At 65.4% G+C, this 14,319-nt stretch carries 11 protein-coding genes; 10 read left to right on the top strand and 1 reads right to left on the bottom strand.

Features of this window, described 5'->3' with window-relative positions; translation table 11 throughout:
* Window positions 1–176 precede the first annotated feature (176 nt).
* Window positions 177–1,541 carry a signal recognition particle protein gene (ffh, locus tag AC1DOP_RS09265; protein ID WP_441934645.1) on the bottom strand — a complete coding sequence of 455 codons (1,365 nt, stop codon included), beginning with the start codon at window positions 1,539–1,541 and terminating at the stop codon, window positions 177–179.
* Between the two features lie 266 nt (window positions 1,542–1,807).
* Here ffh and AC1DOP_RS09260 point away from each other — a divergent pair, with 266 nt between their 5' ends.
* The 10 genes from AC1DOP_RS09260 to AC1DOP_RS09215 all read left to right on the top strand — a co-directional run bounded on the left by AC1DOP_RS09260 (window position 1,808) and on the right by AC1DOP_RS09215 (window position 14,254).
* Window positions 1,808–2,782 (top strand): ABC transporter substrate-binding protein, encoded by a 975-nt coding sequence (locus AC1DOP_RS09260; protein ID WP_441934646.1) that lies wholly within the window; start codon window positions 1,808–1,810, stop codon window positions 2,780–2,782.
* A 27-nt stretch (window positions 2,783–2,809) separates the two neighbouring features.
* The gene (locus tag AC1DOP_RS09255; protein ID WP_441934647.1) at window positions 2,810–3,646 is read left to right on the top strand and encodes an ABC transporter permease; all 837 of its coding nucleotides are present in this window, start codon (window positions 2,810–2,812) and stop codon (window positions 3,644–3,646) included.
* 14 nt (window positions 3,647–3,660) lie between these two features.
* Window positions 3,661–4,455 (top strand): ABC transporter ATP-binding protein, encoded by a 795-nt coding sequence (locus AC1DOP_RS09250; RefSeq protein WP_477250822.1) that lies wholly within the window; start codon window positions 3,661–3,663, stop codon window positions 4,453–4,455.
* 178 nt (window positions 4,456–4,633) lie between these two features.
* Window positions 4,634–5,443, top strand: coding sequence for a cytochrome C assembly family protein (locus tag AC1DOP_RS09245; RefSeq protein WP_441934649.1), 810 nt, complete (start codon window positions 4,634–4,636; stop codon window positions 5,441–5,443).
* A complete protein-coding gene (locus AC1DOP_RS09240; RefSeq protein WP_441934650.1) occupies window positions 5,440–5,730 on the top strand; it encodes a PP0621 family protein in 291 nt (96 codons plus the stop codon). The genes AC1DOP_RS09245 and AC1DOP_RS09240 overlap by 4 nt, the downstream gene beginning before the upstream one ends.
* 5 nt (window positions 5,731–5,735) lie before the next feature.
* The gene (locus AC1DOP_RS09235) at window positions 5,736–7,379 is read left to right on the top strand and encodes an ATP-binding protein (RefSeq protein ID WP_441934651.1); all 1,644 of its coding nucleotides are present in this window, start codon (window positions 5,736–5,738) and stop codon (window positions 7,377–7,379) included.
* A 3-nt stretch (window positions 7,380–7,382) separates the two neighbouring features.
* On the top strand, window positions 7,383–8,882 hold the full coding sequence (locus AC1DOP_RS09230; protein ID WP_441934652.1) for a sigma-54-dependent transcriptional regulator: 1,500 nt from the start codon (window positions 7,383–7,385) through the stop codon (window positions 8,880–8,882).
* 427 nt (window positions 8,883–9,309) lie between these two features.
* On the top strand, window positions 9,310–12,222 hold the full coding sequence (locus AC1DOP_RS09225; protein ID WP_441934653.1) for a ribonucleoside-diphosphate reductase subunit alpha: 2,913 nt from the start codon (window positions 9,310–9,312) through the stop codon (window positions 12,220–12,222).
* A 120-nt stretch (window positions 12,223–12,342) separates the two neighbouring features.
* The gene (locus tag AC1DOP_RS09220; RefSeq protein WP_441934654.1) at window positions 12,343–13,455 is read left to right on the top strand and encodes a ribonucleotide-diphosphate reductase subunit beta; all 1,113 of its coding nucleotides are present in this window, start codon (window positions 12,343–12,345) and stop codon (window positions 13,453–13,455) included.
* Between the two features lie 118 nt (window positions 13,456–13,573).
* Window positions 13,574–14,254 (top strand): purine nucleoside phosphorylase YfiH/LACC1 family protein, encoded by a 681-nt coding sequence (locus AC1DOP_RS09215; protein ID WP_441934655.1) that lies wholly within the window; start codon window positions 13,574–13,576, stop codon window positions 14,252–14,254.
* The last annotated feature ends 65 nt before the right edge of the window (window positions 14,255–14,319 follow it).

The following is a 14,319-nucleotide window of genomic DNA, read 5'->3' as shown; positions in this document are numbered from 1 at the left end:
GTTTTAGTGTTCGTGCAAGTCTTTTTCGAAATTTTTTCACTCTTATAAGCCCCAAAATGGCAGATCGTGCCAGCCGCGCCGCTCCAGAGTGAAAAATGGGCTCCGCAAGAGGCAAAAAAGCCGTGCGGAGCGGCTGCCACGCACGGCTTTCGACAGGTCCCGAAAGGGACGGACGGTCAGCGCATCCCGGGCATCATGCCCTTCATCCCGCGCATCATCTTCATCAGGCCACCGCCTTTGAGCTTCTTCATCATCGTGTTCATCTGATCGTACTGCGTCAGCATGCGGTTCACTTCCTGCACCTGAACGCCGGCGCCGGCGGCGATGCGGCGCTTGCGGTTGGCCTTGATCAGTTCCGGCTTGGCGCGTTCCTGCGGGGTCATCGAGTCGATGATGCCGCACATGCGGCGCACCTGCTTTTCGGCCTGGTCCATGTTGGCGCCGCTTGCCGCCTGCTGGAACTGGGCCGGGAGCTTGTCCAGCAGTCCTGCCATGCCGCCCATCTTCTTCATCTGGGTCAGCTGGGCCTTGAAGTCGTTCATGTCGAACTTACCGCCCGACTTGATCTTGTTGGCCATGTCGGCCGCGGCCTGCATGTCCACGCCCTTGCGCGCTTCCTCGACCAGGGCCAGGATGTCGCCCATGCCCAGCACCCGGTTGGCCATGCGGGCCGGATCGAAGGCTTCCAGGCCGTCCAGCTTTTCGGACACGCCGGCGAACTTGATCGGCTTGCCGGTCACGTGGCGCACCGACAGCGCCGCGCCGCCGCGCGAGTCGCCATCGAGCTTGGTCAGGATTACGCCGGTCAGCGGCAGCGCCTCGTTGAAGGCCTTGGCGGTGTTGATCGCATCCTGGCCGACCATGGCGTCGACCACGAACAGGGTCTCGATCGGCTTGACGGCGGCGTGCACCGCGGCGATCTCCTGCATCATCGCCTCGTCGATCGCCAGGCGGCCGGCGGTGTCGATGATCAGGACGTCGTGGTAGTGCTTCTTGGCCCAGTCCAGCGCGGCCAGGGCGATGTCGACCGGCTTGTCGTTGGCGGTGGACGGGAAGAAGTCGGCGCCGACCTGCTTGGTGACGGACTCCAGCTGCGCGATCGCGGCGGGGCGGTACACGTCGGCGGAGACGGTCAGCACCTTCTTCTTCTGCTCTTTCAGGTACTTGGCCAGTTTGCCGGTGGTGGTGGTCTTACCCACACCCTGCAGGCCGGCCATCAGGATGATCGCCGGCGGCTGCTGGGCGAACGAGAGCTGGGACGCCTCGGGGCCGAGGTCGGCGCCCATCAGGGCCGCCAGCTCCTTCTGCACCACGCCGACCAGGGCCTGGCCGGGGGAGAGCGAGCCGATGACCTCTTCGCCCAGCGCTTTTTCCTTCACTTTGGCGATGAATTCGCGGACTGCCGGCAGCGCCACGTCCGCCTCGAGCAGGGCCAGGCGCACTTCGCGCAGCATCTCGGCGGTGTTCGATTCGGTCAGGCGCGCCTCGCCGCGCATCGTCTTGACGACCTTGGCAAGGCGTTGGGTCAGGTTATCCAGCATGGTTGTGTTCTACCTATCTACCTAGATTGTGTTTGGGCGCAAACCGCCATTCTACCGCATGTATGGCCATGTTTTTGATGGTCAAGACCTTGCCCTGGCGATCCGCAAGCGAAAAAGTCAAGGCCCTGCGTTGATACTTGGTAGGCGGATTTGTGAATTTCTGAGTAAGCAACTGTACTGTTTGACAATGTATTGCTCTACGTTATAGCCTCGTTGCCATTGCAAGTTCGCAGTTCATTGAAGCAGACCATAACGGAGAGACAGCAATGACAGTAAAAGCGTTCGGCAAGACCATTCTCATCGCCTCCCTGCTGGCTGCGGGCGGCGCCCAGGCCCAGGAAGTCGTCCGGCTCGGCAACCTCAAGTTCGCCCACTATGGCGCGGTGTCATATATAAAGGAGATCGCACCGAAGTGCGGCATCAAGGTCGAGGAGCGCGTGTTCGCCAAGGGCCTGGATGTGATGCAGGCCATCATCGCCGGCGAGATCGACGTCGGCACCACGGCCTCGGAAGCGGCGATCTCCGGCCGCGCCGGCAATGCGCCTATTTATGTCGTCGCCGGCTTCGCCAAGGGCGGCGCGCGCCTGGTGGCGGGGCAGGGCAGCAATATCAAGAGCGTCAAGGACCTGAAGGGCAAGAAGGTGGGCGTGACCCGCGGCGGCATCCAGGAAGTGCTCTTGATGGCCGAGCTGCAGAAGGTGGGCCTCACCGCCGACGCCGCGCCGGGCAAGGATGTGCAGCTGGTGTTCCTGGCCTACGCCGACCTGAACCAGGCGCTGCTGGGCAAGAACATCGACGCCATGATGCAGTCCGAACCGCAATCCTCGCAGGCCATCAACAAGGGCTTCGGCACCGAGATCATCAAGCCTTACGACACCCCGATCGGCGAACCGGTGCGTACCATGGTGATGACCGAGAAGTTCTACACCACCAAGCGTCCGCTGGCCGAGAAATTCATGCGCTGCTTCGTGCAGGCCACCAGCACCTTCATCAAGGATCCGGCGCTGGCCGAAAAGTACGTGCGCGACGTCGTGTTCAAGGGCCAGATCACCAGCGACGATTTCCGCGATGCGATGGATAACGCGTCCTACACCTACGACATCACGCCGGAGCACATCCAGACCACGACCGACATCATGTACAAGACCGGCGTCGGCCGCATGGCCAAACCGCCCGCGGCCAGGGAGTGGGTCAAGACCGACCTGCTGGACGAGGCCAAGAAGGGCCTGGGTGTCAAGTAATCACCACGCGTGAGCGGGGAGAGCGGGATGGCAAAAAGAAGCTGGCAGGACATCGCCGTCGGCCTGGTGGTGCCGATCATGGCGATCGGGATCTGGCAGTGGGTGGCGGGCATGGGATGGGTCAACGCGAACATCCTGCCGTCGCCGCTGGCGGTGTGGAACAAGTGGGTGGCTTATCTGCTGCCGCTGCAGGATTTCAAGACCTGGCACGAGAACAAGCCTGATGGCGCTTGGTGGTCGTGGGCGCTGTCGGGAGAGTTGATCATCGATTCGCTCGGCAGCCTGTACCGCGTGGTGGTCGGCTTCGCGGTCGGGGCCGGCCTGGCCCTGCCGCTCGGCCTGGCGATGGGCGCCAGCCGCATCGTGTACGCCTGGATGAATCCGCTGGTACAGCTGCTGCGCCCGATCCCGCCGATCGCCTACATCCCCCTGTCGATCCTGTGGTTCGGGCTGGGCAATCCGCCGGCCATCTTCCTGATCGCGATCGGCGCCTTCTTCCCGGTGCTGATGAATACCATCGCCGGGGTGCGCCAGGTCGACGGCATCTACCTGCGCGCCGCCCGCAACCTGGGCGCCGGCGGCGCCACCATGTTCCTGCGCGTGATCCTGCCGGCTGCCGTGCCGTATATCCTGACCGGCATGCGGATCGGCGTTGGCACCGCCTTCATCGTGGTGATCGTGTCCGAGATGATCGCGGTGAACAACGGCCTGGGTTTCCGCATCCTCGAGGCGCGCGAGTACTTCTGGTCGGACAAGATCATCGCCGGCATGATCACCATCGGCCTCCTCGGCCTGGCGATCGACTGGGCCATGAACCGCCTGAACAACCACCTGCTGCGCTGGCACCGCGGCCTGGAGCACTGAATGGGGAGCACCGAGTGAGCGCGCATATCGTCATTGATCAGGTCAGCAAGGTGTTCGAAACCGACGGCCGCCGCTTGGTCGCGCTGGAGAACATCGGCCTCGAGATCCCGCGCGGCCAGTTCGTCTGCCTGCTCGGCCCGTCCGGCTGCGGCAAGTCGACCCTGCTGAACGCGATCGCCGGCTTCGCCCCGCCGACCGCAGGCCGGATCCTGGCCGACGGCGCCCCGGTGGCCGGACCCGGACCGGAACGCGGCATGGTGTTCCAGGAATACGCGCTGTTCCCGTGGATGACGGTCGAGCAGAACGTCGGCTTCGGCCTCGAGATCAAGGGCATGGCCAGGCCCGCCGTCGCGGCGCGCGTGGCCGAGCTCCTGAAACTGCTGTCGCTGGAAGACTTCGGCAGGCGCTATCCGAAGGACCTGTCGGGCGGCATGCGCCAGCGGGTCGCGATCGCGCGCGTGCTGGCGCTGGATTCGCCGATCATGCTGATGGATGAACCCTTCGGCGCCCTCGACGCGCTGACCCGCCGCAACCTGCAGGACGAGCTGCTGCGCATCTGGGCCGAGCTGAAGAAGACCGTCATCTTCGTCACCCACAGCATCGAGGAAGCGATCTACCTGGCCGACCGCATCGTCGTGATGAGCTACCGGCCGGGCACGGTCAAGCGCGACATGGCGATCGACCTGCCGCGCATGCGCGACCCGGCCGCGCCCGAGTTCAATGCGCTCAAGCGCGAGCTGGGGCAGCTCGTCATGGAAGAGCAGCAGCGGCATCATGAGGCGGAGATGAGGTCGGCGGCTGTCGACTAAGTGTTTACTAGTAAACGTCGTTCCCGCGAAGGCGGGAATCCAAGTTAAGCTAGCGTTCTGCAAACAAACCTGGAGCCCCGCCTTCGCGGGGCCGACGGTGATGACTTCTCGGGGCCGACGGTGATGACTTCGCGGGAGACGACGGTGGTAACGATCCGGATAGTGTAAACTCGCCCCTATGCAAACCACCTTATTCATTGCCGCGGCCATCCTGTACGCGGTGTGTGCCCTGCTGCCGGCGCGGCGGGGTTTCGTCGTGTCCGGCGTGACCGCGCTGGCGTGGGCGCTGCATGGCGCCGCGCTGTGGCCGGACATGCTGGCCCACGGTGCGCTGCGCGTCGGCTTCGCCTTCATGCTGTCGGCCGCCTTGTGGATTTCGGTGGCGGCCTGGTGGATCGAGAACCGCAATTTCGCGCTCGACGGCATGCGCCGCATGGTGATGCCGTGCGCGGCGGTCGCCGCCCTGTTGCCGCCGCTGTTCCCGGGCAGCCTCATCTCGCTGAGCGAACAGTCCCAGACGCCGGCCTTCGGCTGGCACGTCGCGGTCGCCATCATGGCCTACAGCACGCTCACCATCGCCGCCTTCCACGCCGTGCTGATGGCGCTGCAGGAAACCCGCCTGCACACCCGCAACGCGAAGAAGGGCTGGCTGGGCGCCGCCATCGACCAGCTGCCGGCCCTGCTGACCATGGAAAAGCTGCTGTTCCGGATGATCGGCATCGGCTTCGTTCTGCTCAGCCTGACCGTCCTGTCGGGCATCGTGTTCTCCGAACAGCTGTTCGGGCGCGCGCTGCGCTGGGACCACAAAAATATATTCGCGCTGCTGTCGTGGCTGCTGTTCGCCGCGCTGCTGGCCGGACGCCGCTGGCGCGGCTGGCGCGGCAAGACCGCGCTGCGCTTCACGCTGGCGGGATTTGCTACCCTGGCGCTGGCCTATGTCGGCAGCCGTTTTGTCCTTGAAGTCGTTCTGCACCGGGGGTTCGTATGACGCGACTGTTATTCTGGATTGCGCTCATCATCCTGGTGGTGATGGCGGTACGCAGCAAACTGCGGGCGGCGGTGGCCGCGCGCACCGATCAACCGCAGCCGGGGCAGGGGCCCGACATGTCCGCCGCCGGCGCGCCGGTCCGGCCGCAAGTCGAGGACTCCGAGCGCATGACTTCCTGTGCCCAATGCGGCATTTATTTCCCGGCCTCGGAATCGGTTCGTGAGGGCGGACGCGATTACTGCAGCCAGGCCCACGCGCGCCAGGCGGCCGCCTCCCGCATCGATTGAGGCGCATGGCGCCCTGGCAGCCCTTGTCCGCAGCGTCGCGGGAGACCTTCTGGCGCTCGCTGCAGACGCTCAACGCGACGCGCATCGTGATCGCGCTGGTGCTGCTGGTCTACCTGGCGGTCGATGCGCGCCATGGCCAGGGCTTCAGCCGGCTGGGCGGCGCGGTCTATGGCCAGACCTGCGTCGCCTACGTGTTGGCGGCCCTGCTGTTCGCCGGCATCACCCAGCGCTGGCGCCGCCGTTTCCTGTGGCAGCTGTGCTGCCAGATCCTGGTCGACATCACCGTCATCTCGCTGCTCTACCTGGCCGCCGGCGGCGCCCGCAGCGGACTCGGACTGCTCTATCTGTTCCCGCTGGCCGGCGCCGCGATCCTGGCGCCGCTGGTCCTGGCGCTGTTCTCGGCCTCGCTCGCGACCCTGTTTGTGCTGGCCGAAAGCACTTACCAGATCTTCATCAGCGACCAGGAGCCGCCGCTGTTCCAGGCCGGGATGACGGGCGCCGTCTTCTTTGCCGTGGTGCTGGTGGTGAGCCGGCTGGCGGCCCGCCTGATCGGGCAGGAAGAGCTGGCGGCCAGGCGCGGTGCCGACCTGCGGGTCCAGCAGGCGGTCAACCGCATCGTGGTCGACGATGCCGGCGACGGCATCCTGGTGGTGGGAAGCGACGGCTTCGTCTTTTCCGGCAACCCGGCGGCGCGCCGCATGCTCGGGCTGGACAGCGACAGCGACTTCCGCCTGGCCGACATCGCCGCGCTGGAACCGGTGGCGCAGGCCTTCCAGGCCTGGCTCGAGGCCGAACCGGCCGAAACCTACGTGACCGTCAAGCGCTGGCAGGACGCGGCCGGACCGGTGCGCGGCCGCCTCGACCAGCCGGTGCACCTGAAACTGCGTTTCGCGCGGGTCGACACCCCGGACGGCGAGGCCGAGCGCAGCGTGATCTTCATGCAGGACGTGAGCGCCATCGAGAACCAGGCGCAGCAGCTCAAGCTGGCCTCGATGGGCCGCCTGACGGCCAGCATCGCGCATGAGGTGAGGAATCCGCTGTCGGCGATCGGCCACGCGACCTCGCTGCTGGCCGAAGACCTGAGCGGACCGGCCGAGACCCGGCTGCTGCGCATCGTCGGCGACAACGTGGCGCGCGTGAACCGCATGGTCGAGGACATCCTGAAACTGTCGCGCAAGGTGCAGCCGGGCGCCGAGCCGGTGCCGCTCGGCGCCTTCCTGGCCGAGCTGAAGGCGGAGTTCACGGAAACCCATGGCCTGGCCGATCACATGATCTACATCGGCGACGCCGGCCCGCGCACCGTGCGCTTCGACGGCCTGCACCTGCGGGAAGTGCTGGTCAACCTGCTGGGCAATGCCGTACGCTATGCGAGCGGCAAGCCGGCCAGCATCCGCGTGTTCCCGGTGCTGGACGCCACCGGTCGCGTCGAGCTGCACGTGCAGGACGACGGTCCCGGCATCACGCCCGAGGTGAGGGCCCACCTGTTCGAGCCCTTCTATACCACCTCGAGCAAGGGCACCGGCCTGGGGCTCTACCTGGCGCGCGAGCTGTGCCTGAACAACGGCGCCATGCTCGACTACGAATACCGGGTCGATGGCCCCGCCGGCTTCGATGCGCCGGGACGCTTCGTGATCACCTTTACTATATAGAGTATGAGTTCTCCCCGCATCCTTGTAATCGACGACGAAGCCGACCTGCGCGAACTGCTCGAGATCACCCTGGTCAAGATGGGGCTGGACGTCGACAGCGCGTCCACCGTGCGCGAGGCGCGCGCGCTGCTGGGCCAGACCGAATACGCGCTGGTGCTGACCGACATGCGCCTGCCCGACGGCACCGGCCTGGAGCTGGTGCGCGAAGTCGCCGGCGCGGGGCGCGGCACGCCGATCGCCGTGATCACCGCCTACGGCAGCGCCGAGAACGCGGTGGTGGCGCTGAAGGCCGGCGCCTTCGATTATGTCTCCAAGCCGGTGGTGCTGGACGACCTGCGCACCATGGTGCGCTCGGCGCTGCGCCTGTCCGAAGCGCCGGCCGGGCAGCCGTCGGCCCCGGGAGAGGGGGAGGACGGGAGGAATTCGCGCCTGCTCGGCCGCTCGCAGGCGATGCAGGCGCTGCGCGCCCAGATCGGCCGGCTGGCGCGCTCGCAGGCGCCGATCGCCATCAACGGCGAATCCGGCAGCGGCAAGGAGCTGGCGGCGCGCGAGATCCACGCCCGGAGCGCGCGCGCCGGCAAGCCCTTCGTCGCCGTGAACTGCGGCGCGATTCCCGAAGCGCTGATGGAGGCCGAGTTCTTCGGCTACCGGAAAGGCGCCTTCACCGGCGCCACCGACGAGCGCGACGGCTTCTTCCAGGCCGCCAACGGCGGCACCCTGATGCTGGACGAGGTGGCCGACCTGCCGCTGGCGATGCAGGTCAAGCTGCTGCGCGCGATTCAGGAGCGGCGCGTGCGCAAGATCGGCGCCACCGCCGAGGAAGCGGTGGACGTGCGCATCATCAGCGCCACCCACAAGGATCTGGGAAGGCTGGTCGAGACCGGCCAGTTCCGCCAGGACCTGTTCTACCGCCTGAACGTGATCGAGCTGACCCTGCCGCCGCTGCGCGAACGCCTCGACGACCTGCCGCTGCTGACCGAGGCCATCCTCGCGCGCCTGGCGGGGCCGGGCAATGCGCGCCTCGGCGCCGGCGTGCTGGAAGCGCTGCAGGGTTATGCCTTTCCCGGCAATGTGCGCGAACTGGAGAATGTGCTGGAACGCGCGCTGGCCTTTGCCGACGACGGCGTGATCGAGGCCGGCGATCTGCTGCTGAAGGGCGCGCGTTTGCTCGATGCGGGAAGCGCCGCTGTGGTCCGCGAAACGGCGGCAGTGGAAGCGCCTGCGCAGCCGGCAGCGCAGGCCGCCATGCCGCCGGCCGCGGCGCCCGCCGCACCCGCCGCGCCGGTCCCGGCCGAGACGCCGTCCGGCATGCCGAGCCTGGGCGCCGGCGAGCTGCCCAGCAACCTGCCGGACTACCTCAGCCAGGTCGAGCGCGACATCATCCTGCGCGCGCTGCAGCAGACCCAGTTCAACCGCACCCAGGCTGCCAGCCTGCTCGGCATCAGCGTGCGCCAACTGCGCTATCAGATGCAGAAACTGGAGATCCACGCGCCCGAACCCTGATTCGGATCATGGTTAAACGGGCGAGCTGTTGCCTTTTCGCCATCGCAGCATAGCCTGAACGCCGACTCCGTCAACGTCTGGCCGCACCACGCCTGGGCCCCCCAATCGTTATGTTAGTGCTTACTTTCATTCCGAGGCCCATGATGATTCGCCTCGGCAAATGTCAAGCTCGGCGCTACAAAAAAAACCGCTCAGCAGAGCCTTTGATATTGCCGAATATCGACTACAATTAGGCTCATACGGCTGTCGGACACTATATCTAGTGGTCAGTGTCGGAAGACAGATCAGTAAGAGGAGGGGCGCATGCAGGCGTTTTTCAACATGGCTCTCCTCTTTATTATTTTCAAAAAGTTATTAGGTTGCCAACTTTGCTCAGTTGGCATTCATCGTTTTTAGTTGGTGGCGCGCTGCCATCCTGGGAGGCTCAATGCAAACATCTTCGGACATCTCCATCAATCCGCAACCAGGAACGGCTGCCGGCACCAGCGCGGCTGAACTGGTCGCGACCGGCGACTACCGCATCATCCGCCGCAACGGCGCCGTGGTGCCGTTTGCTCCGAACAAGATCGCCGTCGCGATGACCAAGGCTTTCCTCGCCGTGAACGGCGAGCAGGGCCGCGAGTCGGCGCGCATCCGCGACCTGGTCGAGCAGCTGACCAACAACGTGGTCGCCGCCCTGGTGCGCCGCCAGCCGAACGGCGGCACCTTCCACATCGAAGATGTGCAGGACCAGGTGGAGCTGTCCCTGATGCGCTCGGGCGAGCATGACGTCGCGCGCGAATACGTGCTGTACCGCGCCAAGCGCATGGACGAGCGCCGCGCCGCCAAGGAAGCAGCCGGCGCCACCGCGGTCGCCGCGCCGCAGTTCACCGTGGTCGACGGCGGCGTGCGCCGTCCGCTGGACATGAACGAAGTCTCGTCCCTGATCGGCGCCGCCTGCGCCGGCCTGGAAAAGCATGTCGACGCCGACGCCATCCTGGCCGAAACCGTCAAGAACCTTTACGACGGCGTGCCGGTCGAGGAGCTGCACAAGTCGGCCATCCTGGCCGCCCGCGCCCTGATGGAAAAGGATCCGGCCTACAGCCAGGTCACCGCGCGCATCCTGCTGCACACCATCCGCAAGGAAGTCTTCGGCAAGGAAGTGCCGCAAGCCGGTGCCGCCGCCGAATACGTGACCTACTTCCCGCAGTACATCGCCAAGGGCATCGACGCCGAGCTGCTGGACGAGGAACTGGCCAAGTTCGACCTGCAGAAGCTGGCCAAGGCCATCGTCGCCGACCGCGACCTGCAATTCGGCTACATCGGCCTGCAGACCCTGTACGACCGCTACTTCCTGCACATCCGCGAAACCCGCATCGAGATGCCGCAGGCCTTCTACATGCGCGTCGCGATGGGCCTGTCCCTGCGCGAAGAGAACCGCGAAGCGCGCGCGATCGAGTTCTACAACCTGCTGTCGAGCTTCGACTTCATGAGCTCGACCCCGACCCTGTTCAACTCGGGCACCCGCCGCTCGCAGCTGTCCTCGTGCTACCTGACCACCGTCAGCGACGACCTGGAAGGCATCTACGACGCGATCAAGGAAAACGCACTGCTGTCGAAATTCGCCGGCGGCCTGGGCAACGACTGGACCCCGGTCCGCGCGATGGGTTCGCGCATCAAGGGCACCAACGGCAAGTCGCAGGGCGTGGTTCCGTTCCTGAAAGTGGCGAACGACACCGCCGTGGCGGTCAACCAGGGCGGCAAGCGCAAGGGCGCGGTCTGCGGCTACCTGGAAACCTGGCACCTGGACATCGAGGAATTCCTCGACCTGCGCAAGAACACCGGCGACGACCGCCGCCGCACCCACGACATGAACACCGCGAACTGGATTCCCGACCTGTTCATGAAGCGCGTGATGGAGAAGGGCTCCTGGAGCCTGTTCTCGCCGTCCGAAGTGCCGGACCTGCACGACAAGGTCGGCAAGGCCTTCGAGGAAGCCTACCTGGGCTATGAAGCCAGGGCGGCGCGCGGCGAAATGACGGTGTACAAGAAAATCGAAGCGCTCGACCTGTGGCGCAAGATGCTGTCGATGCTGTTCGAGACCGGCCACCCGTGGATCACCTTCAAGGATCCGTGCAACATCCGTTCGCCGCAGCAGCACGTCGGCGTGGTGCACTCGTCCAACCTGTGCACCGAGATCACGCTGAACACCAACGCCGACGAGATCGCCGTCTGCAACCTGGGTTCGGTCAACATGCCGGCCCACATGAAGGGCGACGGCCTGGACGTGGTCAAGCTGCAGAAGACCATCCGCACCGCGATGCGCATGCTCGACAACGTCATCGACATCAACTACTACGCCGTCGACAAGGCGAAGAACTCGAACCTGCGCCACCGTCCGGTCGGCCTGGGCATCATGGGTTTCCAGGACTGCCTGCACATGATGCGCGTGCCGTTTGCATCAAGCAAGGCCGTGGAATTCGCCGACCGCTCGATGGAAGCCGTCTGCTACTACGCCTACCTGGCTTCGACCGAGCTGGCCGAAGAGCGCGGCCGCTACCAGTCCTACGAAGGTTCGCTGTGGGACCGCGGCATCCTGCCGCAGGATTCGATCAAGCTGCTGGCCGAAGAGCGCGGCGGCTACCTGGAGCAGGACCTGTCCGAAACCATGGACTGGACCGTGGTCCGCAACCGCATCAAGCAGTTCGGCATGCGTAACTCGAACTGCGTGGCGATCGCGCCGACCGCGACCATCTCGAACATCATTGGCGTCTCTGCCTGCATCGAGCCGACCTTCCAGAACCTGTACGTGAAGTCGAACCTGTCGGGCGAATTTACCGAGATCAACGGCTACCTGGTGCGCGACCTGAAGGCGCGCGGCCTGTGGGACGAGGTCATGATCAACGACCTGAAATACTTCGACGGCTCGCTGTCGCGTATCGACCGCGTGCCGCAAGACCTGCGCGACATCTACGCGACGGCCTTCGAAGTCGAGCCGAAGTGGCTGGTGGAAGCCGCTTCCCGCCGCCAGAAGTGGATCGACCAGGCGCAGTCGTTGAACATCTACATGGCCGGCGCCTCGGGCAAGAAGCTGGACGAGACCTACAAGCTGGCCTGGCTGCGCGGCCTGAAGACGACCTACTACCTGCGCACCATCGCGGCGACCCACATGGAGAAGTCGACTACCCGTACCGGCGCCCTGAACGCCGTGGCGGTCGATGGCGGCCTGTCGGCGGCGGCGGCAGCTCCGGCTGCAGCCCCGGCCGCACCGGTGGCGAGCACCCCGGATGTCGTGGAAGGCGCAGCATGCTACCTGCGTCCGGGCGATGCCGGCTTCGACGAGTGCGAAGCCTGCCAGTAAAGACACCCCGTCGTTCCCGCGAAGGCGGGAATCCAAGTTTGTTCGCGGTACGCTAACTTAACTTGGGCCCCCGCCTCCGCGGGGGCGACGTTTCTAAGTTAATAATAGAAGGAAAAGATCATGGCTCTGTCATGGGACGATGAACCGACCACGGGCGCACCGGCCGCCGCCGCAGGAAGCAACATCGCGGAAGGCGTCAGCGCCGCCGATGTCGCCAAGCGCGTCAACGCCGACGACAAGCGCATCATCAACGCCAAAACCGACGTCAACCAGTTGGTGCCGTTCAAGTACAAGTGGGCCTGGGATAAATACCTGGCCGGCTGCGCCAACCACTGGATGCCGCAGGAAGTGAACATGCAGCGCGACATCGAGCTGTGGAAGAATCCCAACGGGCTGACCGAAGACGAGCGCCGCATCGTCAAGCGCAACCTGGGCTTCTTCGTGACCGCCGACTCGCTGGCCGCCAACAACATCGTGCTGGGCACCTACCGCCACATCACGGCCCCGGAATGCCGCCAGTACCTGCTGCGCCAGGCCTTCGAAGAGGCGATCCATACCCACGCCTACCAGTACATCGTCGAGTCGCTGGGCCTGGACGAGAAGGAAATCTTCAACGCCTACAACGAAATCCCGTCGATCCGCGACAAGGACCAGTTCCTGATTCCGTTCATCGAGGTCATCAACGACCCGCAGTTCCAGACCGGCACCCTGGAAAACGACCAGAAGCTCCTGAAATCGATCATCGTGTTCGCCTGCCTGATGGAAGGCCTGTTCTTCTACGTCGGCTTCACCCAGATCCTGGCGCTCGGCCGTCAAAATAAAATGACCGGCGCCGCCGAGCAGTACCAGTACATCCTGCGCGACGAGTCGATGCACTGCAACTTCGGCATCGACCTGATCAACACGATCAAGATGGAAAACCCGCAGCTGTGGACCGCCGAGTTCAAGGAAGAGATCAAGCAGCTGTTCCTGAAGGCCGTCGAGCTCGAGTACCGCTACGCCGAAGACACCATGCCGCGCGGCGTGCTGGGCCTGAATGCCCCGATGTTCAAGGGCTACCTGCGCTTCATCGCCAACCGCCGCGCCGTCCAGATCGGCCTGGATGCGCTGTTCCCGAACGAGGAAAACCCCTTCCCGTGGATGAGCGAGATGATCGACCTGAAGAAGGAACGCAACTTCTTCGAGACCCGCGTGACCGAGTACCAGACCGGTGGTGCGCTGAGCTGGGACTGATCCCGGCGCAGCCGTCCCGTCCTTCAAGCCCGCCGCCCGGCGGGCTTTTTGTTTGCCGCGCCGGACAGTCCGCGGACTGTCTGTTATGCTGCCCGCACCTTTGCATGGCAGCCTCACGATGTTTACCAGCCCGCACCTCGACCATCCCGCCATCGTCCACGGCTTCGGCACCCGCCACGACGATATGGCCCAGCTCCTGCCCGCCTACTGGCCCCGCCGCCCGATCCAGCACGAACGCCACGGCACCCGCATCGCCGTCGCGACCGAACCCAACGAGGATTGCGGCGAAGCCGACGGCATGCTGACCGACCGTCCCGGCCTGCTGCTGGCGATCGCCACCGCCGACTGCGTGCCGGTGCTGCTGGCGCGCCAGGACGGGCGCGAGGTGGCGGCCCTGCATGTCGGCTGGCGCGGCGCCCACGCCGGCATCGTCGACTGTTTTTCGCTGCTCGTGCGCGAGCGCGGCGGCGATCCCGGCGACTGGATCGCGGCGATCGGACCGGCGGCCCACGCCTGCTGTTATGAAGTGTCGGAGGACCTGGTCGACGCGTTCCAGGAGCGTACCGGGCTGCCGCGGGAGACCGTCGCGCCGCGGCCGCGCCGGCTCGACCTGCCGGCGATCGTGCGCTGGCAGCTCGCGCAGGCCGGCTTCGAACACGTGTCGGCCCGGCTCGACTGCACCATGTGCGCGCGCGGCGACGGCGACCGCTTTGTTTATCACAGCTACCGCCGCGACCGCGAAACGCGCACCCCGATCGTCGACGTGCAGTGGTCGGTGATCGCGATCGCAGCGTCTTGAGCGCGATTCGCGCAAGGGATGCCATCATCCATTGCGCCACAGGCTTGCTACTAAAGCTATCATGC

The organism is Massilia sp. 01N410 (assembly GCF_056399665.1).
Note: the sequence above shows the minus strand (reverse complement) of the source record. Positions and strands in the feature narration are given on the sequence as shown.